Below are 23,167 nucleotides of genomic sequence, written 5' to 3' on the forward strand. Positions count from 1 at the left end.
CACCCCTTGCCGGCTACTACCAGCGGCCGGCTCTACCGCTCCTGCGGTTACAGCCCTTTCAACAAACGGTCGTATTCGTGATGCGGACCGATCCAGAACCAAACGATCTCGTCACCATCTCGGGCGCCGACGGCTCGGTAGTCTCCACTCACCCGCGCCGAGTAAACGGACCCGCGCTGGCTGACTCGCTTGAACCTCAGGCTCGGGTGGTGAGGGTCTTGCTCGAACAGGTGGTATGACGCCCGCGCCTGCTGACGGACCTGCTCAGGCAAACGGCGATACAGCTTCCAGAAGCTCGGCTGCGTGAACGACTGCACGCTACAGGTCCGACGGATCGAGCGGCCGAGTCTTCCCGGCGCGGTGTGCCGCCAGCGCCTCGGACGCGAGCCGTTCGAGCAAGACCTCCGACTCCGGGCGGGCGAACAATTCGGACCAACGCTGCTCCGATTCCAACTCCGCCAAGAGCAGGCGGGCAAACTCGTCCTGCTCCTCGTCCGGGAGCCGGGAAGCCTTGTCGAACGCCTTTTCGAGCAACTGAGTCATGGTCCGAAGAGCGGGTCACGGCACAAGAAAAGCCCACCTGAGCAGAACGTTCCGACCGCGGCAAAACAGTTGGCCGCTCGCCCGCGAAGGGCGACGCGGCGGTGAAATGAGACAACGTAGACGCAGCCGCTCGGACGAGGCAAGGCCGTGCAGCCCTTCGTCGGCGTGCAGCGGCGAGTTATGCCGCACTTGGCAAGATGTCCGGCAGATAGTTAGTGACTGAACATTAGTGAGTCTAGTTTTGTCCCGCGCCGACGTGCATCATTGAGGAGCCCGAGTCGATCCAGCCGAACTCGGACAGCCTCGCGCGAGACGCCGTATTTGTTCTTGAGCTTGTCGCTGACAGCGTAGAAGCTGCGCAGATTGCACTTCTGGTCGTCCACATAGATCAGGCCGTGACCTTTGTCGCGCAGACCCAAAGCCTCTGAGGCTCTGATGGCATCGTAGGAGAAGTGGGTCTTGGGGAGGAGCAAGCTCGCAGCGAACTGATTGGCCTGTACCTCCATGCGCTTGACGTACTTCGGGGTCAGCGCGGGGTCGATGCCTCCGACTAAGTCAGTGGAGTGAACCCGGTACGGTGGACAATCTTCCAGTTGTCCCCAGACCTGAGGTTCTATGCCCCGCACCCGCCCCGCCTACCCGCTCGAGTTCCGCGAGCAGATCGTCGAGCTCCACCACGCAGGCCGCTCCGTCGCCGAGCTCGCGCGCGAGTTCGAGCCGACCGAGCACACGATCCGAGCGTGGATCAAGAAGGCCGACCCGTCTCCGCTCGCCCGAGCCGCTGAGGCCGACCGCGACGAGTTGGACCGGCTCCGCAAGGAGAACCGCAGGCTCCAGCAGGAGCGCGACATCCTCGCAAAAGCCGCGGCTTGGTTCGCTCGGGAGACCGACTCGGTGCCGTCGAGGCCTTCGAGTTCATGAGGGCGCACCAAGCCACCTTCCCCGTCGCCGTCATGGCCGACGTCCTCCGCGTCTCCCGGAGCGGCTACTACGCATGGCGCGACCGCCCACCGTCGGCACGGGCCGAGCGCGACGTCGAGATCGCCGAGGCCATCCGGGCCTCCCACGCGGCTTCCGATGGCTCGTACGGCGCGCTCCGCATCCACGAGGACCTCAAGGAGGCGGGCTTCCGCGTCGGCAAGAAGCGCGTCGCGCGGCTCATGCGCCAGCACGGCATCGTCGGCGTCACCCGGCGCCGAGGCCCCACGACCACGACGCGCACGGCTGGTACGCCGAAGGGGCCGGACCTCGTCGAGCGCGAGTTCACGGCCGACCGGCCCGACGCGCTCTGGGTCGCCGACATCACGTACGTCCCGACGGGCTCGGGCTTCCTCTACCTGGCCGTGGTCCTCGACGTCTTCAGCCGCCGGATCGTCGGCTGGGCGATGGCCGGGCACCTCCGGACGGAGCTCGTGCTGGCGGCCCTCGACATGGCCGTGGCTCAGCGGAAGCCCGACAGCGTCGTCCACCACTCGGATCACGGGTGCCAATACACGTCTCTGGCCTTCGGCGCTCGGTGCCGCGAGGCCGGCGTCCGTCCGTCGCTCGGCAGCATCGGCGACTGCTTCGACAACGCGATGTGCGAGAGCTTCTTCGCGACGCTCGAATGCGAACTGATCGACCGGCGCCGGTGGGCGACGAAGGCTGAGGCTCGGATGGCCCTTTTCCAGTTCATTGAGGGCTGGTACAATCCACGACGCCGCCATTCCGCGCTCGGCTACGACTCTCCGATCGCACACGAGCAGAAACACCACGGGGCGCTCGCCGCCTCATACTCCTAAACCGTCCACCGAAGCGGGTTCACTCCACAGCTTCCTCAACATACTCCCTTGTCATGATTGAGCCATGCCCCATGAAGTAGTGTCCGAGTTCATGAGCTAGCGTGAAGCGTTGTCGGGCCACTAGGTCAGCACCCAGGTCGAACACCACGACCTCCAGAGGGTCGAAGGCGATTTTGCCGAGCATACCGCGAGTCGCCTCGGCTTCGGACCGGACCGCAGCCAGGACCGTAGTCATGCCGGATTCCGTTTCCTCATGCTCGCAGATCGCTGCCAGGTTGACTTGGCCGCCCTTATACCCGGCTTCATTGAGGACCTCCGAGGCACGTTCGTCAATGGCTTCCGCGGACTGATACGGGACGACCCTTCTATCGGGCTTCCGCTTGTTGCGGATCTTCTTGAGGAGAGGCTGATCTTCGTCGTCGTCCGCCAGCGTCAGGAGCAACGCGCCTATACTGTTCGTGAACGTCGAGCCACCGGACGCGAAAAAGTCGTAGTACGAACTAACGTAGTCGCTCTGGGTCAGCCCGCGCTGAATCTCAGGCCACTCCGAACTGGTGGGACTCCAAACTCCAAACGCTGATGGGGACCTCTGCAACACCCACTTGAAGTCCTCAGAGCCAAGGTATCTAAGGAGTCCGATTCCTTTAGAACGGGCGTACTCAACGGCTCCCTGCTGAAACGCGCTGCTCGACGCCAGTACGCACTTGACTCTGCCAGCACCGACTTGCTGGGCCTTGGCGAAGAACTCCTCTACCTTGCCCACCTCGATTGGCTTCCTGTAGTTCTTGCACTCGATCAGATACAGAATTGAGTAATCGGTGGCCCCCGGCATCGAGATCTCGACCGACACGTCGAACACAATTTTGTCGTTCCGGTCGCGGGAGTAGTAGCCCTTCTGCCGATGAAGCGATACGCACTCCGGCCGAGCGAAGAACCTGTTCTCGGCGACCAGCAGGGAGATGTGATCGTAGACCGATGCTTCTAGCTTGTCGCCAATTGCCGTCGTGTTCATTCAGCCAGCGGTGGATTCACTAGACCACGGTCGGTGTGCGGCGTAACAGGGTGTTCGCAGGACCGGCGCGGGACAACGTGCGAAGCCTCGGCCGGATAACGCCGGGAGCATACGGGCGAGCCCGTTGCCCTGCAACGCACGGCCGCACTGCGCCACATGTTCTCCGGTCCTCGCTCTGACAACGCGCCCAGGCCCAGCGACCCTGGTCGCCAGTCTCTATCGGACGACGGTGGGAGGAGTCGCGCAGCGCCGTCGCTGACGCTCCGCACGACATCGACGAGGCGGAAGAAGCGGACCGTCACGAATGTGTTTGCGCAGAGACGTAGGTCAGCCCGTCGGAGAGCAGGTGGCGTCCGGCGCTACCTTCCGGGCCGTCACCCGCCCGCCGCCTTGCGCGAAGCCGTCTTCGTCCGCCGCCGCGCGCCCACCTGGCGCGCCTTGGAAGCGCTCCTCGACGCCGACGGCCCCGACCCCGACGCGCTCGCCGACGCCTACGTCCGCCTGGGCGACGACCTCGCCTACGCCAAGACGTTCTTCCCGGGCTCGGCGGCGGCGGCCTACCTCAACGACCTCTCGGCGCAGGCCCACGCCCAGATCTACCGGAACCGCCGTGAGGAGCGCGGTCGGCTCGTCCGGTTCTGGACGCACGAGGTGCCGATGGCGGTGTGGCACGCGCGGGGGGCGCTGCTGGCGTCGCTGCTCCTGTTTGTGGGCGCCGTCGGCGTCGGCGTGGTCTCGTCGCGCGGCGACGCCACGTTCGTCCGCCTGATCCTGGGCGACGGCTACGTCAACATGTCCCAGGCCAACGTCGAGGCCGGCGACCCGTTCGCCGTCTACAAGGACGCCCGCCAGCTCGACATGGTGCTGGGCATCGCGTTCAACAACGTCCGCGTGTCGTTCCTGGCGTTCGCCGGGTTCTTCCCCGGCGTGCCCGTGCCGGGCGCCTCGGTCGGGACGGGCTGGGTGCTGGTCACGAACGGGATCATGGTCGGCGCGTTCGCCCACCTGTTCGCGGCGGAGGGGCTGATGGGCGAGTGGCTCCGGGTCGTGATGATCCACGGGACGCTGGAGCTAGCGGCCATCGTCATCGCCGGAGGTGCGGGCCTGACAATGTGGAACGCCGTGTTCCTGCCCGGCACCTACCCCCGCTTGGTCGCGCTCCAGCGCGGCGCCCGCCGGGGGCTGACGATCGTCGTCGGGCTGGTGCCCGTGTTCCTGATCGCGGCGCTGTTGGAGGGCGTCGTGACGCGCCGGACCGAGATGCCGCTGTGGGCGAGTTTGGTCGTCATCTTGGGGTCGCTGGCGGCGCTCGTCGGCTACTTCGTCGTGCTCCCAGCCCTCCGTGGTCGCGCCCGCTCAGCGGACCGAGGTCTTCCCGAATCGAGAGGGGACGGAGCGGGGGTCAGGGGCTCCACCCCGTCCGCCCCCTCCATTCCGGCCACCCCCTGACCCCGCGCCAGCCATGCCCGACGTGTTCCCCGACGACGGCGAGATCCGCTTCCGCCGCGCCCGCGACGCCGGCGACGTCCTCAACGCCACCATCGCCTTTCTCCGGGCGAACGCCCGCGAGCTGCTGACGAGCTACGTCGCGCTCGTCGCCCCGATCGCCTTGGCGACGGGCATCGCGACCGGTCTCTACATGCACCAGATGGGCGACGTGCTGCTCGACCCGACGGCGCTCGAAGAGGACCCGTTCGCCATCTTCGGCACGACGTACTTCGGGATCTTGCTGTTCGGCCTGCTCGGCTCGGCGCTGACGGCGGCGGCGGCGGCGGGCTACGTCCGCCTGTACCGGGAGGGCCGGGCCGGCGAGATCACGGCCGGCGTGCTGTGGGAGGAGGCGCGGGGCCTGCTGCTCCCGTTCGTGGGGCTCCCCCTCGTCTACGGGCTCGTGCTGATCCTGTCGGCCGTGATCGCCATCGTCCCGTGCCTCGGCCTCATCGCGTGGCTCGCGCTCATCGTGTGGTCGCTCCCGTATTACGCCGTCACCCTCGCCACGCGGGCGTTGGAGGAGCCGACGCTGGCGGCGGCGTGGCAACGCGCGCGCGTCCTGGTCAAGGGCTCGTGGAGGCCGGCGTTCGGCGCGCTCGCGCTGGCGGGGATCCTGTTCTACGTCGTGATCCTGGTCGTCTCGATCCCGCTCTACGTCGTGATGGCCGTCGTCGGGATCAACACGGCGGCGACCGACCCGTCGGCCATGTTCTCGGTGATGGGCGCCGTGATGGCGCCGCTCCAGGTGGTGACGTACGCCGGCTACCTGCTGCCGCTGCTCGCCGTGTTCTTCGTCCACGGCCGGCTGGCGGAGGAGCTGGATGGGACCGGCCTCCACGACGACCTCGACACGTTGGCGGGCGAGGTCTCGACGGCGCCACGCTCGACGCCCGCTCCGCCGCTGGACGACCTCGACGGACCGCTCGACGCGCCGACGGACTCGTTGCCGACGGACCCGCCGCCCACCGACGCCCCAGACGACGGCACGGCCGGCGGCTTCCGAGGAGGCGGCTTCCGCTCGTGACCCTGTCCGTCGTCTGGCTGGCGGTCGTCTTGCAGGCGCCCGTGCCTCCGCCTCTGCCGCCCCCGGCCCCGCCGCCGGTCGACGTGGGGGAGAAGCCCGACGTCGTGTTCGAGGAGATCGTTGACGTGCTCGACGCACCCCTCGCGACCGACACGCTCCGCCCGCGCCCGGTCCCGGCCACCGTCGATGCGTACCGCGCCGACCCTGACTTCCAGTACGACGACGTCGAGGCCGAGGGGGCGTCGCTGTGGGAGCTGATCGGCCGCTGGCTCCGGCGGACGCTGTGGGACCCGATCCGCGAGAACACGACGTCCGACGCCCGGTGGACGGTGGCCGTGCTCGTCGCCGTGGCCGTGCTCGGGTGGGCCGTGTCGCGGCTGCTCCGGGCCGAGGGCGCCGGCGGCGTGTTCGCCCGCCGCGCCGGAGCGGGCGGAGGCGTCGGCCCGCTGCTCGACGCCGAGGACATCGGCGCGGTCGATTTGGGGACGCGGCTGCGCGACGCGCTGGGCCGGGGCGACCACCGCGAGGCCGTCCGCGTGCGGTACCTCCTGTTGCTCCAGGCGCTCGACGCGGCCGGCGCACTCGCCTGGCGCCGCGACAAGACGAACCGCGAGTACGTCGCCGAGGTGTCGGCCTCGGACCGGGCCCACGCCGGCCCGTTCGCCCGGGCCACGCGCGCGTTCGACGCCGTGTGGTACGGCGAGCGGCCGGTCTCGCCGGCCCTCTACGCCGATCTCGCGCCGGTCTTCGACCGGGCCGCGCCCCGACCGTCGTGAGCATCCGCGGCTACGTCCTGCTCCTGGTCGGCCTGGTGGTCGCGCTCGTCGCGATCGAGCTCGCTCAGCCTCGGCCGCTCGACTTGCGCGTGCGCCTCGAGCGCGAGGGGGACGCGCCGTTCGACGCCGAGGTCTTTTTCGCGTCGCTGCCCGAGTGGCTCGGCCAGCCCGTCGAGCCCGTCGCCGTCCCCACGTTCGAGCGGCTGGCGGACTCGACGCTGCGCGGGCTCACGTTCCTCGTCCTGGCCCAGTCCGTCGCCCCGGACGACGCCGAGGCCGAGCGGATGCTCCGGTTCGTCGAGGCCGGCAACACCCTCGTGATCCTGACGCACTCGCTGACGGGCCCGCTCGCCGCCGCCCTGGCCGACCCCACCGAGGTCGATGTCGAGGACCCAGACGTTGGCCTGATCGACCCGATCGTGAGCGACTTCGAGACGGTCGTCACGGCCGGCGTCTTGGGCGCGGTCGAGCCCGACACGCTCCGGCTGGTGTCGCCGGGCGTGGCCGGTGTGTATGCGTTCCCGGTCGAGGTCCGCGGCGGCGAGATCTACGGGCTGGACGCCGGCCGGAGCGAGGTGCTCGGGACCGCCGTGTGGCCCTTCGACGACACCGACGTGATGGTCACCCTCGCCCGCGTTCGCTACGGACGGGGCGAGGTGCTCCTGTCCTCGACCCCCCTCGCCGTGTCGAACGCGGCACTCACCGGCGACGGCGACGGCCCGGCCTACGCCGCCGCGCTCGTCGCCGCGCTGCCGGACCAGCCGGTCCTGTGGGACGACTACCACAAGCCGTACCAGGAGCACGCCCAGACGCCGCTCCGGTTCGTGCTTCAGACGCCCGCGCTGAGGGGCGCCTACGTCACGCTGCTGCTGGCGGGCCTGCTCTACGTCGCGTTTCGGGGGCGGCGCTGGCAGCGCGCCGTCCCCGTCGTGGCGCCGCCGCCGAACGCCCAGCGCGAGTTCGCGCGGACCGTCGGCCGCCTCCACTTCGTCCACCGCGACGACCGGGGGCTAGCGCGCCGGATCGAGGCCCACGTCCTGGATCGGTTCCGGTCGGAGCTTCGCTTGGCCGAGCCGGCGCTCGACGCCGAGACGGCCCGGCTCGCCGCCGCCCGCGCGGGCGTGCCCGAGACCGAGGCGACGGCCCTGTTCGCCGCCTTGCGCCGCGCCCGCCAGCGCCCCGACCCCGACGACTTGGTCCGCCTCGACGCCCGCGTCGCCCGCTTTTTCCGCCACGTGTAACGTTGCCCCTCATGTCCGACTCTGCCCCCGATCCTCTCGACGGCTCCGACGAGACCCGCGGTACGCCGCCCTCTCCCCAGGTCGAGTCCCCTCTCCCCCCGGGAGAGGCCGCGTCGTCCTCCGATGTGGGAGGGGTTCCGCCTCACTCCCAGGCCGTCATCCCCGCGCAGGCGGGGACCCAGGGTGGCGACCTTGGTGCCCCGCCCTCCCTGGATTCCCGCCTGCGCGGGAATGACTCGTCGGGGAGGATCGAGGCGAGTGAAGATGCCGAGGCCCAACTCCGGGGAGAGGGACGGGGCCTGCCCCGGACTCGGTCCGGGGGCGAGGGCGGCATTCCCAATCCCGCGCCTCCCGAACGCACGGGCGACGCCGACCCGTTCGCGCCGACCGCCGACCTCGCGCCCGTCGCCGACGCCGTCGACGCGCTCCGCCAAGCCATCGGGACGCTCGTCGTCGGGCAGCACGGGCTGGTGGACGAGTTGGTGGCGTGCCTGCTCGCGGGCGGCCACGCGCTCATCGAGGGCGTCCCCGGCGTCGCCAAGACGCTGACGGCCAAGCTGCTCGCCCGGGCCTCGGGCCTCGACTACGCCCGCATCCAGTTCACGCCCGACTTGATGCCGGCCGACGTGCTCGGGACGAGTGTGTTCTCGCCGGCCACCCACGCCTTCGAGTTCCACCCCGGCCCCATCTTCGCCCAGATCGTCCTGATCGACGAGATCAACCGGGCGCCGGCTAAGACGCAGGCGGCCCTGTTCGAGACGATGGAGGAGCAGCAGGCCACCATCGACGGCGTGACGCACGCATTGCCGGACCCGTTCATGGTGGTGGCGACGCAGAACCCCATCGAGCACGAGGGGACGTACCGCCTGCCCGAGGCCCAGCTCGACCGGTTCCTGTTCAAGGTCGTCGTGGACTACCCGTCGGAGGCCGAGGAGGTCGAGATGCTGACGCGGTTCCAGGCGTTCGGCGGGGTGATGGACGAGGCCCGCGTCGAGGCCGTCCTCGACGCTGACGCGCTGCGCCGGGCCCAGGCGACGGTCCGCACGGTCCGTGTCGAGGCACCGGTCTTGGGCTACGCCGCCGCCATCGTCGCGGCCACCCGGCGTCACCCGGCCCTCACGTTGGGCGGAAGCCCGCGCGCCACGCTCGCCCTCGTTCGCGGAGCGAAGGCCGTTGCCGCCATGTCGGGCCGCGACTTCGCCACGCCCGACGACTTGCGGACCATCGTCGCCCCGGCGCTCCGCCACCGGGTCCTGCTCACGGCCGAGCGCGAGATCGAGGGGGTCCTGCCGGAGACGGTCCTGCGCCGGATCGTCGAGGAGATCGAGGTGCCGCGATGAGGGGAGGGATACGGGACGGGGAGGGATGGAGGGATGGGGGAGGGCACTCCGTCCCGAGCAGGGAGGGCGAGGGGCTGGCCCCTCATGCCTCTGGCGTCCCGTATCCCTCATCCCTCTTTCTCACCGCCCGCCCGTTCTGGGCCCTGCTCGCGCTGGCGGCCGGGTTCGTGGCCGCGTTCGCGTGGCCGCCGCTGCTGCCCGTCGTCACCGGCGGAGCGTTCGTGCTGGCGGTCCTGGCCATGGCCGACGGCGTGCTGCTGTGGGGGACGCGCGGCGGGGTCGGGGGCGTGCGCGAGGTGCCGGACAAGCTGTCGCTCGGCGACCCGAACGAGGTGGCCGTCGAGGTCCGCAGCCGGTACCCGTTCCCCATCTCGGCGCGCGTGATCGACGAGGTGCCGGTCCAGTTCCAGGAGCGCGGCGACGGCCACGTCGTCCCGGTCGAGGCGCGCGGGATGGCCAGGCTGACGTACACGCTCCGGCCGGTCCGGCGCGGGGCGTACGGCTTCGGACGTCTGCTCGTCTACGCCTCGTCGCCGCTGGGGCTGCTGGCGCGGCGGTTCGTCGTCGCCGAGGGCGGCGAGGCCGTCGTCTACCCGTCGATCCAGCAGATGCGGCGCTATGCGTTCCTGGCCGAGAGCGACCGGCTCCGCGAGGTCGGCGTCAAGAAGGTCCGGCGGCGGGGCCACACGATGGAGTTCGACCAGGTCCGCCCGTACGTGGCCGGCGACGACCGGCGGTCGGTCAACTGGAAGGCGACGGCGCGGCGGAGCGCGCACGAGCCCCGGCTGATGGTGAACACGTACCAGGACGAGCGCGAGCAGCCGGTCGTCGTCGCCCTCGACATGGGCCGGGCGATGCGGTCGCCGTTCGAGGGCATGACGCTGCTCGACCACGCCGTCAACGCGGCGCTCGTGATCCTCAACACGGCGCTCTTGACGGGCGACCGGGCCGGGCTGGTGGCCTTCGACCGCGAGGCCCGCGCTGTCGTCGCGCCGGACCGGCGGCGGGGCCAGCTCGCGGCGCTCTTGGACGCGCTCTACCGGCTCGACCCGGGCTACCAGGACCCGTCGTTCGAGGACCTCTACGCGACGCTCCGAGGGCGTCTCCGCCAGCGGTCCCTCGTCCTGCTCTTGACCAACATCGACACGGTCGCCGGGCTCGAACGGCAGCTCCCCTACCTCCGGCGGATCGCGCGGGCGCACCGGGTCGTCGTCGTTCTGTTCGAGAACACGGGCATCCGCGACCTCCTCGCGGCCCGGGCCGAGCGGCTCGAAGACGTCTACGTCAAGGCGACCGCCGAGTCGCTCGCCCTCGAAAAGCGCGAGATCGTCCGGACGCTGGAGCGCCACGGCATCGGCGCGCTCCTAACGACGCCCGAGCGGCTGACGGTCGACGCGGTCAACCGGTACCTCCAGATCAAGGCGCAGGGGGCGCTCTGACCGCTCCGCGCCGGCCGAACACTCGCGACATCTGCCGTCCTCTTCTCGCACCTCCCGAGCGGCAGGAGACGGGACGCGGAGTGCTCCCCTCGACCCGTCGCCGCAGGTGTGACCGGACGACTCCGGTAGGACTCGCGCACTACCGGTCCGATGCGCCGGTCACATGGCCTCGGTCTGTTGTCCGGTTCATTGTTTCTTGATACTTGGAGCGGCACGCTCCAATCCCGCCATTCCAAGAAGCGACGGCGGTCGCTGGCCGGACGCGCGTCTGATGACGGGGTGAGGACTCCGACAACGGTCCCATTGTGATTGTGTGAAGGGCCCGAGATCGCCTACCGTTGGCCCGGCGTCGGCGACTCTGCCGGCCCCCCACCACACTCCCCATCCATGACCTTTGCACCTCTGCGCCGGGCGACTGCCCTGGCCGTGTTCGTCCTCGCGCTGGCCCCGATGGCGTCCGCCCAGAGCGGCCAGTCGGACCAGCTCTCGAGCTTTGCGTCTGTGGACCGCGTCTCGTGGCACGAGGACCGCGACGTCCCCCTCTTCCTGGCCGGTGACCTTGGTGCGGCGACCTCGGCCGACGCCTTTTTCCGCGCCCACGCGGGTGCGTTCGGGTTCGAGGACGCGCCCGACGTCGTGGTCACCGAGACCACGACCGACCAGCTCGGCCTGACGCACGTCCGCGTGCAGCAGACCGTCGGTGGCGTGCCGGTGTGGGGCGCCGAGAGCGCGCTCCACGTCCGTCGCGGCCAAGCCTACGCCTGGGGCGGCGACCTCCACCCGGGCGCGGTCGGCGTCTCGACGCGGCCGGCGCTCGACGCCTCGGCGTCGATCCAGGCCGCCCAGCGGGCGCTCGGCTCCGTCGAGTACCGCCGCTCCGTCGGCGACGCGCCGCTCTCCGGCCAGGCCGAGGTCGACGAGTGGGCCCCGCAGGTCGGGCTGGTCGTCTTCCCGCACGACGAGGGCTACCGGCTGGCGTACCACGTCCGCCTGTTCGTCGACGCGCCGACACCGGCCAACTGGGAGGTGTTCGTCGATGCCGCGACGGGCGAGGTGATCCACCGGTTCAACTCGCTCCACACGTTCGACCCGCGCGCCGAGGCAGCCTCCGGCGTTCCCTACGCCCGGACTCCGGACACGTCGGTCCTGTTCGCCGGCCCCACGAACGGGACCGGGACGAGCACGTTCGGCGGGACGCTCGCGATCCCGACGTTCCTCTCGGGCTCGAGCTACTACCTCTACGACACGACGCGCGGCCCGCAGTACATCCGGACGATGACGGCCAACAACGGGACGGGCCTCCCGGGCAGCTACATCACCGACTCGGATAACAACTTCACGGCGACCGCGGCCCGGGCCGGCGTCGACGCCCACTTCGGGGCCGTCGCGACGTTCGACTACTACAAGAACACGCACGGCCGGAACAGCTACAACGGCAACAACGCATCGATCACGAGCACCGTCCACTACTCGTCAAACTACAACAACGCATTCTGGAACGGGTCCCAGATGGTCTACGGCGACGGCGACGGGACCACGTTCGCGCCGCTCGTCGAGCTCGACATCGTGGCCCACGAGTTGACGCACGCTGTGACGTCGTCGACGGCCGGGCTCATCTACCAGAACGAGTCGGGCGCGCTCAACGAGTCGATGTCGGACATCTTCGCCATCATGGTCGACCGGAACGACTACACGGTCGGCGAGCTCTCGTACACGCCGGGCGTGCCGGGCGACGCGCTCCGGAGCCTGAGCAACCCGCCGGCCGGGAACCAGCCCGACAACTACGCCGACCGCTACATCGGGTCCCAGGACAACGGCGGCGTCCACATCAACTCGGGCATCTCGAACAAGGCGGCCTACCTGCTCAGCGCCGGCGGCACGTTCCGCGGCGTGACCGTCGCCTCGATCGGTCGGGCCAAGGTGGAGAAGATCTTCTACCGCGCCCTCACGACCTACTTCACCCAGTCGACCAACTTCGCGGGTGCCCGACAGGGCACGTTGCAGGCGACGGCCGACCTCTACGGCTCGGGCTCGTCGACGTACACGGCGGTCCAGAACGCCTGGGCCGCGGTCGGCGTCGGGACGACCGGCGGCGGGGGCGGCGGCACGCCGCAGTGGCGCTACGAGACGGCCAACCTCCAGACGCCGCACAACTACCCCAACAACTACAACAACACGAAGACCTACTCGAAGCCGGGCGCCCAGCGCGTCGCGATGTACTTCGAGCAGTTCGACTTGGAGACGAACTACGACTACGTCTACATCAAGGACGCGAGCGGGGCGACGAAGGCGACCTACACCGGCAACCGCGCCGCGTTCTGGGCCATCGTCGACGGCACCACGATCCGGGCCAACATCGTGACCGACGCCTCGGTGACGCGCTACGGCTACCGCGTGACGCAGGTCGCGTACTTCTCGGACCAGGCGCTCCTGGGCGGCGAGTTGGTCGAGCCGCGCGGCGGCGGCGTCGAGGCGGTGGGCGACGTCGCGAGCGACGTCCTGGCCGTCCGTCCGGCGAAGGCCGAGGCGGAGGTGGCCGAGCTGGCGCTGGCGGTCGGGCCGAACCCGGCCGGGGCGACGACCACGGCGACGGTCTCGCTGCCCCACGCCGGCGACGTGCGCGTCGTGGTCCTCGACCTGCTCGGCCGCGAGGTCGCCGCGCCCCACGCCGGCGCGCTCGACGCGGGCCGGACGCCGATCCAGATCGACACGTCGGCGCTGCCGTCGGGCGTCTACGTCGTCGTGCTTGACGCCGACGGCCAGCGGCTGACGCGCCAGGTCACGGTCGTCCGCTAGCGCGGTCCCCGAGTCCCCGGGTCCCACCACCGCGACGCTCGGGATCGAGCCCCTGCCTCAGCCGAGGCGGGGGCTCTTTCGGTGTGGGGGGCTCGCTTCGCTTACGGGAACGGGGAAATAGGGGCGGGGAATGGGTTAGAGGGCGGCCTCGCAGGTCGGACGGTGGGACCGATGCGCGCACCCGCACGTCCACAGGTCCACTCGCCCACACGTCCACGTCCCCCCATGAACCGCCTCGCCGACACCCACAGCCCGTACCTCTTGGGCCACGCCGACAACCCGGTCGACTGGTGGCCGTGGTCGGACCAAGCGTTCGCCGAGGCCCGCCGCCGCGACGTGCCGGTGTTCCTGTCGATCGGCTACGCGACGTGCCACTGGTGCCACGTCATGGAGCACGAGTCGTTCGAGGACCCCGTGACGGCCCGGCTCCTCAACGAGGCGTTCGTCCCGATCAAGGTCGACCGCGAGGAGCGGCCCGACGTCGACGGCGTCTACATGTCGGCCGTGATCGCGGCGACGGGCCACGGTGGCTGGCCGCTGACGGCGCTGCTGACGCCCGACACGCGCGAGCCGTTTTGGGTGGGGACCTACCTCCCGCGCGAGAGCCGGGGCGGGCGGATCGGCGTCCGCGACCTGGCGACGAGCGTGTCCCAGCACTGGCGCCACAACGCCGAGGGCGTCCGGCGGTCGGCGGCCGAGCTGGCCGGCGTCGTCCGCAAGATGGCCGTGCTGGAACCGGGCGACGCGCTCGGCGAGCGCGACCTCGCAGCCACGGCCGACGCGCTCGGGCGCCGGTTCGACTCGGAGCACGGCGGGTTCGGGACCGCGCCCAAGTTCCCGACGCCGCACCACGCCCTCTTCCTGCTCCGCCGGGCGTCCCAGACCGGCGACGGACGACTGGTGGCGATGGCCGTCGCCACGCTCCGCGCGATCCGCCGGGGCGGCATCTTCGACCAAGTCGGCGGCGGGCTCCACCGCTACTCGACCGACCGGATGTGGGTGCTGCCCCACTTCGAGAAGATGCTCTACGACCAGGCGACCTACGCGCTCGCGTGCGCCGAGGCGTACCACGCCGTCGGCGCGCCCGACCTCCGCGAGGCGGCCCAAGCGACGCTCGACTACGTCCTGCGCGACCTGCGGAGCGACCGGGGCGGCTTCTTCTCGGCCGAGGACGCCGACTCGCTCGACGCCTCCGGCCACCGCGAGGAGGGCGCCTTCTACACGTGGACGACGGCCGAGCTCGAAGACGTCCTGGGACCGGACGACGCCCGGCTCGCCGCCGACGTCTGGGGGACGGACCCCGACGGCAACTTTCTGGACGAGGCCACGCGCCAGCCAACGGGCGCGAACGTGCTCCACCTGCTCGACCCGGCCTTGGCGCAGTCCGACCCGCTCGCGGCGACGGCCGCCCGCCTCGGCCTCGACGTGGGCGACCTCCGCACCCGCCTCGACGGCATCCGCGCCCGGCTGTTCGACGCCCGCGCTCGGCGCCCGCGTCCGCTCCTCGACGACAAGGTGCTGACCGACTGGAACGGGCTCGCCGTCGCCGCCTTCGCCGTCGCCGCCCGGACGTTCGGCCGCGACGACTACGCCCGCGCCGCTCGCGAAGCGGCCGACTTCCTGCTCGCCGAGATGCGGACCGACGACGGCGACCTCCTGCACCGCTGGCGCGGCGGCGAGGCCGGCCTCGCCGGCCTCGTGGACGACTACGCCTTCTTCGTCTGGGGGCTCGTCGAGCTCTACCAAACCTCGTTCGATGAGGCGCATCTGGCGGTGGCCCTCGACCTCCACGACCGGATGCTGGAGCGGTTCGGAGCGCCCGACGGCGGCACCTTCCGCGCCCCTGCCGACGCGCCCGACCTCCTCGTCCGCCAGCGCGCGCTCGACGACGGGGCGATCCCGGCCGGCAACAGCGTCGCCACGCTCAACGGGCTCCGGCTGGCACGGCTCACCGGCCGGGCCGACCTGGAGGACGCCGCCCGCCGCGCGCTCGACGCGCCCGACGTGGTCCGCGAGCACCCGTCCGGCTTTGCGCACTTGCTCACGGCGGCGGCGTTCGCCGAGGGCCCGGCGCAGGAGGTCGTGATCGCCGGCGACCGCGACGCCCCCGACACGGCCGCGATGCTGGCGGCGGTCCGCTCGGTCTACGCCCCGTTCGCCGTCGTCGTCCTGCGGACGCCCGGGGACGGGCCGGCGCCGATCACCGACCTCGTCCCGTTCGCGGCCGAGCAGACGGCGGTCGACGGCCGGGCGACGGCCTACGTCTGCCAGAACCACGCCTGCCAGGCCCCGACGACGGACCCCGACGTCGCCCGCCGAACGCTCGCGGAAGCGGTCGACGGGGACCGGGTCAGGCCGGGGTGATCCCTCTGTCCTGGCCGTAGGTGTCCCTACCGAGGCTCAGCCGGTGACCAGCCGAATCGACCCGCTGCCCGTGTCGACGCGCAGGCGCGGCCCGCCCCGTCCGAGTTGGCCCCGGGCCTCGTCGCGCTCGCGGTCGCCCGAGAAGCCGAGGGCCTCGTCGATGCGGACCGACCCCCCGTCGAGGTCCACGTCGAACCCGGCCCCGCGCGGGACGCGGACGGTGACCGACCCGCTGCCGGCGCTCAGCGACGCGGCGGAGGCCGAGCGCAAGGTGAGCTCGATGCTGCCCGAGCCCGTGTCGACCTCGGACGGCCCGTCGACCGAGCCGACGGCCACGCTGCCCGAGCCGGTGTCGACGACGAGCGAGCCCTCGACGCGGTCGACCTGGACGCTGCCCGAGCCCGTGTCGATGCGGACGTCGCCGCGGAGCGTCCGGGCGCGGACGTTGCCCGAGCCGGTGTCCAAAACCACGCGGTCCCCATCGACGTCGGCCACGTCCACGTTCCCGCTCCCGACGTCGACGGCCAGGTCACCCTGGAGCGAGGCCACCTCGACGTTGCCCGAGCCGAGGTCGAGCACGGCCGAGTACCGGCGCGGGACCTCAACGGTCACCTGGAAGCGGGCGTCGGTTCGGCGCATCGACCACCGGCGGCGCGGCGGGTCCGTGCGGACGACCAGGTCGCCGCCGTCGGCGCGGGCGCTGAACCGGCGGCGCTCGAACTCGGCTTGGGCGTCGCGTCCCCGGCCCTCGACCACGACCCGGGCGCGGTCGCCGGAGACCGTCCGGACGGCCACGTTCTCGCTGCCCAGGTCGAGCCGGAGCGTGCCGCCGGACCGGACCCGGAACGACTCGTCGAACAGGACGTCGCGCGACGAGACCGACGCGACGTCGACCGTCACCGTGTGGGCGTCCTTGTCGTGGACCCGCTCGACACGGATCTCGTGGCCCGCCGTGGCAGATCGCAGCGCGCGCGCGCCGACGGTGACGAGGAGGACGCCCAGGAGGGCGATCAGGGCACGTTGGATCCGGCGGCGGCGCAGCGACATGGCGGGGGAGGAGGAGGAGTGTGTGCCGTCCGTACGGGGCTCGGCCGCGAGAAGGTACAGGGGGTATGCTAAAAAACCGGCATCGCCAAGTGTGCGGACCTTTCGGTCGTGACCGACGGCGGTCGTAGACTGCCCCGGCCCGCTCCCTCCGCGATGCTTCCTCTTTCCGCCCGACCGCTCCCGCTCCGCCGGTCCGATGACGGGACCGTCCGCGTCGGCGGTACGCGCGTCACCCTGGACTCCGTCGTCACGCTGTACGAGGAGGGCGCGACGCCGGAGCAGGTGGTCGAGAGCTTCCCGTCGTTCGACCTCGCCGACGTCTACCACACCTACGGCTACGTCACGCGCGAGCACGAGGCCGTGTCCGCCTATCTCCGCGAGCGCGCCGCCACGGCCGACGACCTCCGCTCCCGCGACGAGGTCCCGCTCGGACCTCGTCTCCGCAGGCGACGGCTCCAGAGCCGTCAGCGCCGGGGCGGGGCGAGCGAGGCCGCTTGATGCTCCGGCTGGCGTTCGACGAGGACGTCGACCACCGCATCCTGCGGGGGCTCTAGCGCCGGATCGGACGGCTCGCTGTCGAGACCGTCCAGGGCGTCGGCCTCTCCGGCGCGCCGGACTCTGCGGTTCTGGCGTGGGCCGCTCAGGAAGGGCGCGTGGTCGTCACGGCCGACCGCAACACTCGATCTCGATAGAGGGGAGGGCCGGCGGGGGGGCCTCCAAACGCACGGCGCCCCCAGCCGGGGGCGCACGCCGTCGAGCCGCGAGGGCTACGCCTCCTCGATCGTCACCGACGTCATCGTGTCGCCCTGGCGGATGGCGTCGACGACGTCCTGCCCCTCGGTCACCTTGCCGAAGACCGTGTGCCGGCCGTCGAGGTGGGGCTGGGGCGCGTGCGTGATGAAGAACTGGCTCCCGTTCGTGTTGGGGCCCGCGTTCGCCATCGAGATCACGCCGGTCTCGTGCTTGAGCGGGTTGCCGCTCGTCTCGTCCTCGAAGCGGTAGCCCGGCCCGCCGGTCCCGGTCCCGTTCGGGTCGCCGCCCTGGATCATGAAGTTGGGGATCACGCGGTGGAACGTGAGCCCGTCGTAGAACCCGTCGCGGGCCAGGGCCACGAAGTTGTTGACGGTTTTGGGCGCGTGCTCGGCAGACAGGTCGAGGACGATGTCGCCGCGGTCGGTCGCGATCGTCGCGCGGTAGCTAGCGTCCGTGTCGATCTGCATCGCCGGAGGGGCGTCGTATTGCTGGGCCATGGGAGTGGGGGATGGGAGAGGGAGGGACGAACGGGGGGAGGGCGGTCCCGGTTCGACGGCCCTCGGCGTCCGAGAGGGGCGGAGGGGGAGAAGCGGGCGGAGGGTGTTGGCCGGAGCCCTTCCGCCCTTCCATCCTCTCCGTCCCCGCCGCCCCCTCTGCGCTAGGCCACGGCCTCCTCGGCCACGAACTGGCGCTCGGCGAGGTCGGCGTAGAGGCCGCCGCGGGCTACGAGTTCGGCGTGCGTGCCGGTCTCGACGACGCGGCCGGCGTCGAGCACCACGATCCGGTCGGCGTCGCGGACGGTCGCCAAGCGGTGGGCGATGACGAACGTGGTCCGGCCCGTCATGAGGTCGGCCAAGGCGTCTTGGACGGCCGCCTCGCTGTGGGCGTCGAGGGCGCTCGTGGCCTCGTCGAGGAGCAGGATCGGCGGGTCCTTCAACAGCGCCCGGGCGATGGCGACCCGCTGGCGCTGGCCGCCCGACAGCTTGACGCCGCGCTCGCCGACCGGCGTGTCGTACCCGCTTTCGAACCCGACGATAAAGTCGTGGGCGTTCGCCGCCGCCGCCGCCGCCTCGACCTCGGCGTCGGTCGCGTCGAGCCGCCCGTAGCGGATGTTCTCGCGCAGCGTCGTCCCGAACAGCTGGACGTCCTGGGCGACGAGCGCGACGGACTCGCGCACGCTGTCGACCGTGACGTCCCGGAGGTCGACGCCGTCGATCCGGACGGCGCCGTCGCGGGGGTCGTAGAACCGGGGGATCAGGTGGAGCAGCGTCGTCTTGCCGGCCCCGCTCGGGCCCACGAGCGCGACCGTCTCGCCGGGCGCGGCCCGGACCGTCACGTCGCCCAAGATGGCCGGGCCGTCGCCGTAGCCGAACGTCACGCCGTCGAGCTCGACCGCGCCGCGGACCGGGCCGAGCGGCCGGGCGCCGGGCGCGTCGGCGATCTCGGGGTCCGTGTCGAGGATCTCGAACAGCCGCTCCGACGCGCCGGCCGCGCTCTGGAACGACGTGTAGAGCCGGCCGGCGCCGGCCACGCTCCGCGCGATGTTGAGCGCGTAGAAGATGAACGCGACCAGGGCCCCGGCCGTCAGCCGGTCCGCGATCACCTCGCGCCCGCCGAACCAGAAGATGACCGTGAGCGCGACCGAGAACCCGAGCCCGACGCCGGACCAGAACGCGGCCACGATCCAGGCCCGCCGCCGGGCCACGCCGAACAGCTCCTCGACGGCCTCCGTGTAGCGCCCGACCTCGTACGGCTCGCGCGCGAACGCCTTCACCACGCGGACGGCCGAGATCGCCTCCTCGGCCACGGCCGTCGTGTCGGCCAGCCGGTCCTGGATGCTCCGCGACAGCTTGCGCACGACCATCCCGAACGACCGCATCGCGACGGCGGCCGGCGGGACGACGGCGAAGATGACCAGCGACAGCCGCCAGTTCAGCGCGAGCATCAGCGCGACCGAGCCGACGAGCGTGAGCGCGAGCCGGAGCGTGTCGGCCAGGTCGCTCGTCACGGCCGACTGGATCTTCGAGACGTCGTTCGTGAGGCGGCTCGTGATCTCGCCCGTCCGCTGGTCCGAGAAGAACCCGAGCCCGAGCCGGTGGAGGTGGCCGTAGAGCGCGCGCCGGAGGTCGGTCACGACGCGCTCGCCGGTCCACTCCATGAGGTACGACCCGCCGAACCCCAGGGCGGCCTGGAGCACGAACAGCCCGCCGAGCGCGAGCGCGAGCCGGTCGAGCAGGGCCCCGTTCGACGCCTCGAACACGGAGTCGAGCAGGCGCTGGAGCCCGAGCGGGATGATGAGGCCGACCGACGTCGAGAGCAGCGTGAACGCGATCGCGACGGCCAGCCGCCCCCGGTAGGGCCGGGCGTAGGCCAGGATCCGCCGGAGCGAGGGGAGCAGCGGTCGGGACGGCCGGTCGGGGTCGGAGGCCGATCGGGCGGAGCGGGCTGGCGCGGAGCTCATGCGGGCCGAACGCGGGCCGGTGCGCCGGGATTCCTGCGGGGAGGCCCGCTCTGTGCGGAGAGCGCCGCTCCGCGGCGAGAGCGCGGCTGGCGCCGCCGAGAGCGCGGAGAGCCCCGCTCCGCCGGGAGGAGGTGGCCGGCGCCGCGAGAGCGTCGAGAGTGGCTTGACCTGCCGATCAGGCGCCCGCGCTCTCCGCGCTCGGATGCCGCGTTGCGGCGGTGTGGAGCCGGTGTCAATCCGCGCTCGGGTCGTCCGTCTTCAACGAGATCCGACATGAGGATCGGCCTGCCGAGCTTTATTGGGTTCCGCGCGCCCTGGGCCCTCCCCGGGGATTCGGCTCCCTCCCCCCGCTGAATGACTCCGCTCGCTTACCTGCGCACGTTCCGCCCGGACCGTGCCGTCTTGACCGGTGCCGCCTACGACCGGGGCGCCGTGGCCGTCTCAAAAGGGGACGTGGTCGGCGTGGTGATGATGGAACTAGGTGGGCCTCTGCGGCCAGACGAGGTCGAGCCGTTCCTCGAGAGCCGCTTGCTCGACCCGGTCGAGGTCGACCTGCCCGTCCCGCGGGCGCTCCGCCCCCGAGCCGCGCGGTTCCTCGCGCGCCGTCGGGGCCAGGAGCTCCGGCGCTCGTTCGAGATGATCGGCGGGTGCAGCCCGCTCCGGCGCCACGTCTCGGAGCAGGCCGACGTCTTGCAGCGCCGGCTCAACGGGCGGTTCGGGCCGGCGACCGGGGCCACGTTCCGGACCTACGTCGCCATGCGCCACGGCGACCCGTCGATGGAGACGGCCCGTCGACGGATGGCGGAGGACGGCGTGACGAAGGTGGTCCTGCTGCCGCTCCAGCCCCACTTCTCGGCGTCGATGGCCGGCTCGGCCCTCTCGTACTGGCGGGCCCACGGGACCGTCGAGGCCCCGACGGCGCTCGTGGCCGAGTACGCGACGCACCCCAAGCTCGTCGGCGCGCTCAACGAGCGGGTCGACGAGGGGCTCCAGCGGTTCCCGCGCGAGGTCCGCGACCGGGTCCAAATCCTGTTCGCCGCGCACGGCGCGCTCCGCCGCCACCTCCACAAGCTCGACGACCCGTACTGCTGCCACGTCCAGGCGACCGTCCGCACGGTCCTGGCGGCCCGGACCGACGGCCGGGCCTCGACCGTCGCGTTCCTGCCGCCGCTCGGCTCCGGCCGCGCCCTCGGGACCCGGCTGGGCGACGCCGTCGCCGACCTGGCCGACGACGGGGCCTCGGCGCTCCTGGTCGTCCCCATCTCGTTCCTGTCGGACCGCGTCGACACGGCGTACGACCTCGACGTGACGGCCCGGGCGGTCGCGGCCAAGGACGGGATCTCGCACTTCGAGGTCACGAACGGCCTCAACGGGCACCCCCTCGTGATCGACGCGCTCGCCGAGTGCGTCGCGACCCACATCGAGCCCGACGCGCTCGCCGGCGGCGACGGCCTCCTCGCTAGCGCCGACGGGCCGGACCTGGTGGCGACCGCCGTCAAGGCCCGGGTCCCGGCCTGCCCCGTCTGCGACCGCTCCGTCCCCACGCGGACCTGGCGGCCCGACGGGCCGACGTTCGAGCGGCTCGGCCCCAAGCCCGGCACCGGGCACTCCGACCGGGCGTCGACGGCCTAGCGCGATGGCGCCCTCGGACGCGCTCCTGAGGACGCTGGCGGCCGTCCCCCCTGGCGTCCGCGTGGTCGACCTCGCCTGTGGGGCGGGGCGGCACCTGGACCCGCTCGCCCGGCTCGGCTTCGACGTGTGGGGCGCCGCCTCCAACGCTGGGTCGGTCGAGGCCGCCCGTCAGGCGCTCGCCGCGACGCTCGGGGCCGAGGAGGCCGCGCGCCGCGTCACGCAGGCCCGCTCCGACGCCCTCGACACGCCCGACGCCTGGGCCGACTGGGCCGTGTTCTCGGCCCGGGATGCCGACGGTCCGGTCGACCTGGCGGCTGTGTTCGCCGAGGGCGCGCGCGTCTTGCGGCCCGGCGGCTGGATCTGGGCCGAGACCGAGGCGGCCGGCGGCCTCGAAGCGTCGGCCGAGACCGCCGGGCTCGTCGTGGCCCAGGAGCCGGCGGAGGACGACGGCTGGACGCACGCCATCTTCCGCCGGCCGGGCGACGTCGGCTAGACGGCGACGCGGGGCGAGAGCCGGCGCCAGACGGCCAGTCCGACGGCGCCGACCACGGCGAGCGGCCACAGCGGCAGCACGCCGAGGACGACGGCCCACACGCCGTGCCAGCCGGCCGCGACCGCGTCGACGGCCTGGGCGACCACGCCGGGCGCCGGCGGCGGGGCCGCCGTCGTCGCGGGGCCGACGATGGTCGCCCGGATCGTCCCGAGCGCGACGCCGCCGCGGAGCGACCGCGCCAGCGACTCCATCGACTCGATCTCGGCGCGGACGCCGTCGAGCCGCTCCTGGACCGCCAGCATCTCGCTGATCGAGCCAGCCTGGGCCACGAACCCGACGTAGCGGGCCTCGGCCGCCCGCTTGGCCCGGAGCCGGGCCTCGACGTCCACGACCTGCGCCGTCACGTCGTCCACGGCGACGGCGCGGGACTCGACGGTGCCGAGCGCGGCCAGGGCGTCGAGCGCGGCGTCGAACCGGTCGGAGGGGACGCGCAGCGTCAGCGTGGTCTGGGCGCTGCCGCCCTCAGCGCTGGCGTACGCCGAGCCGTCCTCGCCAGAGACGATGCCGCCGTAGCGGCCGGCGACGGCGCGGGCCTGGCGCAGCGTCTCGTCGTGGGTCTCGGTCGAGAGGTGGAGGTCGGCCGAGCGACGGAGCAGCCGCGACGCGAAGGCGGCGTCCGTGGCGACGGCGTCGGTGGAGACGGCCGCCTCGGCAGCCGGGGTCGCACGGGAGGGGGCCGAGGCGAGCGCGGCCGATTCGGCAACCTCGACGTTGGCCTCGACGTCGGCCTCGGCCATCAGGGCGGCGTCGGCGGTGGGGGCGTAGGCCGTAGCGTCGAGCGACTCGACCTCGGCGTACGAGTCGGAATCGGCCTGGCAGCCCACGAGGGCGACCAGGACGAGCAGGGTGAAAAATTTCATGGCAGGGGCGGGTGATCCCCGGGGGTGAGCCGCACCAACGGAACCACCTCACGC

Annotated in this window: 21 protein-coding genes; 13 read left to right on the forward strand and 8 right to left on the reverse strand. The window is 71.9% G+C overall.

The window, feature by feature from the left end; translation table 11 throughout:
- Nucleotides 1–47: 47 nt before the first annotated feature.
- From ACOOHE_RS07285 to ACOOHE_RS07295, 3 genes are all read right to left on the reverse strand, one after another.
- Nucleotides 48–317 (reverse strand): hypothetical protein, encoded by a 270-nt coding sequence (locus tag ACOOHE_RS07285; RefSeq protein WP_420457146.1) that lies wholly within the window; start codon nt 315–317, stop codon nt 48–50.
- 1 nt (nt 318) lies between these two features.
- Nucleotides 319–543 (reverse strand): hypothetical protein, encoded by a 225-nt coding sequence (locus ACOOHE_RS07290; RefSeq protein ID WP_420457147.1) that lies wholly within the window; start codon nt 541–543, stop codon nt 319–321.
- Between the two features lie 212 nt (nt 544–755).
- Entirely contained in the window at nt 756–1,169 is a 414-nt protein-coding gene (locus tag ACOOHE_RS07295; RefSeq protein ID WP_420457148.1) for an ImmA/IrrE family metallo-endopeptidase, read from the reverse strand.
- Here ACOOHE_RS07295 and ACOOHE_RS07300 point away from each other — a divergent pair.
- Nucleotides 1,159–2,324 (forward strand): IS3 family transposase gene (locus ACOOHE_RS07300; protein WP_420454139.1). Its coding sequence is split into 2 segments (ribosomal slippage): nt 1,159–1,399 and nt 1,399–2,324, totalling 1,167 coding nucleotides; the frame shifts between segments, so codons are not numbered across the junction. The two genes, ACOOHE_RS07295 and ACOOHE_RS07300, sit on opposite strands and share 11 nt — an antisense overlap.
- 19 nt (nt 2,325–2,343) lie before the next feature.
- Here ACOOHE_RS07300 and ACOOHE_RS07305 read toward each other — a convergent pair.
- Complete coding sequence (locus ACOOHE_RS07305) at nt 2,344–3,336, reverse strand: ImmA/IrrE family metallo-endopeptidase (protein ID WP_420457149.1); 993 nt, start codon at nt 3,334–3,336, stop codon at nt 2,344–2,346.
- A 390-nt stretch (nt 3,337–3,726) separates the two neighbouring features.
- Between ACOOHE_RS07305 and ACOOHE_RS07310 the strand changes: the two genes are divergently transcribed.
- The 8 genes from ACOOHE_RS07310 to ACOOHE_RS07345 all read left to right on the forward strand — a co-directional run bounded on the left by ACOOHE_RS07310 (nt 3,727) and on the right by ACOOHE_RS07345 (nt 15,807).
- On the forward strand, nt 3,727–4,785 hold the full coding sequence (locus ACOOHE_RS07310) for a stage II sporulation protein M (RefSeq protein ID WP_420457150.1): 1,059 nt from the start codon (nt 3,727–3,729) through the stop codon (nt 4,783–4,785).
- A 13-nt stretch (nt 4,786–4,798) separates the two neighbouring features.
- Nucleotides 4,799–5,851 (forward strand): hypothetical protein, encoded by a 1,053-nt coding sequence (locus ACOOHE_RS07315; RefSeq protein WP_420457151.1) that lies wholly within the window; start codon nt 4,799–4,801, stop codon nt 5,849–5,851.
- Nucleotides 5,848–6,627, forward strand: coding sequence for a DUF4129 domain-containing protein (locus ACOOHE_RS07320; RefSeq protein ID WP_420457152.1), 780 nt, complete (start codon nt 5,848–5,850; stop codon nt 6,625–6,627). The genes ACOOHE_RS07315 and ACOOHE_RS07320 overlap by 4 nt, the downstream gene beginning before the upstream one ends.
- Nucleotides 6,624–7,868, forward strand: a complete 1,245-nt coding sequence (locus ACOOHE_RS07325) for a DUF4350 domain-containing protein (protein ID WP_420457153.1) — start codon at nt 6,624–6,626, stop codon at nt 7,866–7,868. Before ACOOHE_RS07320 ends, ACOOHE_RS07325 begins: the two co-directional genes overlap by 4 nt.
- An 11-nt stretch (nt 7,869–7,879) precedes the next feature.
- The gene (locus ACOOHE_RS07330) at nt 7,880–9,208 is read left to right on the forward strand and encodes an AAA family ATPase (RefSeq protein WP_420457154.1); all 1,329 of its coding nucleotides are present in this window, start codon (nt 7,880–7,882) and stop codon (nt 9,206–9,208) included.
- Nucleotides 9,209–9,375: 167 nt separating this feature from the next.
- Nucleotides 9,376–10,647, forward strand: a complete 1,272-nt coding sequence (locus ACOOHE_RS07335) for a DUF58 domain-containing protein (protein WP_420457155.1) — start codon at nt 9,376–9,378, stop codon at nt 10,645–10,647.
- A gap of 387 nt (nt 10,648–11,034) precedes the next feature.
- Nucleotides 11,035–13,443, forward strand: coding sequence for a M4 family metallopeptidase (locus ACOOHE_RS07340; RefSeq protein WP_420457156.1), 2,409 nt, complete (start codon nt 11,035–11,037; stop codon nt 13,441–13,443).
- Nucleotides 13,444–13,668: 225 nt separating this feature from the next.
- The gene (locus tag ACOOHE_RS07345; RefSeq protein ID WP_420457157.1) at nt 13,669–15,807 is read left to right on the forward strand and encodes a thioredoxin domain-containing protein; all 2,139 of its coding nucleotides are present in this window, start codon (nt 13,669–13,671) and stop codon (nt 15,805–15,807) included.
- A 36-nt stretch (nt 15,808–15,843) separates the two neighbouring features.
- On the opposite strand, the gene ACOOHE_RS07350 is transcribed toward ACOOHE_RS07345, so the two are convergent.
- A complete protein-coding gene (locus ACOOHE_RS07350) occupies nt 15,844–16,854 on the reverse strand; it encodes a DUF4097 family beta strand repeat-containing protein (RefSeq protein WP_420457158.1) in 1,011 nt (336 codons plus the stop codon).
- Between the two features lie 153 nt (nt 16,855–17,007).
- Between ACOOHE_RS07350 and ACOOHE_RS07355 the strand changes: the two genes are divergently transcribed.
- The gene (locus ACOOHE_RS07355) at nt 17,008–17,352 is read left to right on the forward strand and encodes a DUF433 domain-containing protein (RefSeq protein WP_420457159.1); all 345 of its coding nucleotides are present in this window, start codon (nt 17,008–17,010) and stop codon (nt 17,350–17,352) included.
- A 62-nt stretch (nt 17,353–17,414) separates the two neighbouring features.
- Nucleotides 17,415–17,546, forward strand: coding sequence for a DUF5615 family PIN-like protein (locus ACOOHE_RS07360; protein WP_420457606.1), 132 nt, complete (start codon nt 17,415–17,417; stop codon nt 17,544–17,546).
- 75 nt (nt 17,547–17,621) lie between these two features.
- Here ACOOHE_RS07360 and ACOOHE_RS07365 read toward each other — a convergent pair whose 3' ends face one another.
- Together ACOOHE_RS07365 and ACOOHE_RS07370 are read right to left on the reverse strand one after the other, a co-directional pair.
- Nucleotides 17,622–18,104, reverse strand: coding sequence for a peptidylprolyl isomerase (locus ACOOHE_RS07365; protein ID WP_420457160.1), 483 nt, complete (start codon nt 18,102–18,104; stop codon nt 17,622–17,624).
- A 161-nt stretch (nt 18,105–18,265) separates the two neighbouring features.
- Entirely contained in the window at nt 18,266–20,068 is a 1,803-nt protein-coding gene (locus tag ACOOHE_RS07370; protein WP_420457161.1) for an ABC transporter ATP-binding protein, read from the reverse strand.
- Nucleotides 20,069–20,422: 354 nt separating this feature from the next.
- Here ACOOHE_RS07370 and hemH point away from each other — a divergent pair, with 354 nt between their 5' ends.
- Nucleotides 20,423–21,700, forward strand: coding sequence for a ferrochelatase (gene hemH, locus ACOOHE_RS07375; RefSeq protein WP_420457162.1), 1,278 nt, complete (start codon nt 20,423–20,425; stop codon nt 21,698–21,700).
- 4 nt (nt 21,701–21,704) lie between these two features.
- Nucleotides 21,705–22,193 (forward strand): class I SAM-dependent methyltransferase, encoded by a 489-nt coding sequence (locus ACOOHE_RS07380; protein WP_420457163.1) that lies wholly within the window; start codon nt 21,705–21,707, stop codon nt 22,191–22,193.
- Here the strand turns inward: ACOOHE_RS07380 and ACOOHE_RS07385 are convergent.
- The gene (locus ACOOHE_RS07385) at nt 22,190–23,113 is read right to left on the reverse strand and encodes a DUF4349 domain-containing protein (RefSeq protein ID WP_420457164.1); all 924 of its coding nucleotides are present in this window, start codon (nt 23,111–23,113) and stop codon (nt 22,190–22,192) included. The genes ACOOHE_RS07380 and ACOOHE_RS07385 overlap by 4 nt on opposite strands.
- Nucleotides 23,114–23,167 lie beyond the last annotated feature (54 nt).

The organism is Rubrivirga sp. (genome assembly GCF_965213695.1).
Taxonomy (GTDB): Bacteria; Bacteroidota; Rhodothermia; order Rhodothermales; family Rubricoccaceae; genus Rubrivirga.

Bases quoted from the DNA above. Each gene is read 5' to 3' on its own strand.
- ACOOHE_RS07350 (WP_420457158.1), bottom strand. From the start codon at position 16,854: ATGTCGCTGCGCCGCCGCCGGATCCAACGTGCCCTGATCGCCCTCCTG.
- ACOOHE_RS07305 (WP_420457149.1), bottom strand. From the start codon at position 3,336: ATGAACACGACGGCAATTGGCGACAAGCTAGAAGCATCGGTCTACGAT.
- ACOOHE_RS07345 (WP_420457157.1), top strand. From the start codon at position 13,669: ATGAACCGCCTCGCCGACACCCACAGCCCGTACCTCTTGGGCCACGCC.
- ACOOHE_RS07385 (WP_420457164.1), bottom strand. From the start codon at position 23,113: ATGAAATTTTTCACCCTGCTCGTCCTGGTCGCCCTCGTGGGCTGCCAG.
- ACOOHE_RS07365 (WP_420457160.1), bottom strand. From the start codon at position 18,104: ATGGCCCAGCAATACGACGCCCCTCCGGCGATGCAGATCGACACGGAC.
- ACOOHE_RS07315 (WP_420457151.1), top strand. From the start codon at position 4,799: ATGCCCGACGTGTTCCCCGACGACGGCGAGATCCGCTTCCGCCGCGCC.
- ACOOHE_RS07290 (WP_420457147.1), bottom strand. From the start codon at position 543: ATGACTCAGTTGCTCGAAAAGGCGTTCGACAAGGCTTCCCGGCTCCCG.
- hemH (WP_420457162.1), top strand. From the start codon at position 20,423: ATGACTCCGCTCGCTTACCTGCGCACGTTCCGCCCGGACCGTGCCGTC.
- ACOOHE_RS07380 (WP_420457163.1), top strand. From the start codon at position 21,705: ATGGCGCCCTCGGACGCGCTCCTGAGGACGCTGGCGGCCGTCCCCCCT.
- ACOOHE_RS07330 (WP_420457154.1), top strand. From the start codon at position 7,880: ATGTCCGACTCTGCCCCCGATCCTCTCGACGGCTCCGACGAGACCCGC.
- ACOOHE_RS07340 (WP_420457156.1), top strand. From the start codon at position 11,035: ATGACCTTTGCACCTCTGCGCCGGGCGACTGCCCTGGCCGTGTTCGTC.
- ACOOHE_RS07370 (WP_420457161.1), bottom strand. From the start codon at position 20,068: ATGAGCTCCGCGCCAGCCCGCTCCGCCCGATCGGCCTCCGACCCCGAC.
- ACOOHE_RS07355 (WP_420457159.1), top strand. From the start codon at position 17,008: ATGCTTCCTCTTTCCGCCCGACCGCTCCCGCTCCGCCGGTCCGATGAC.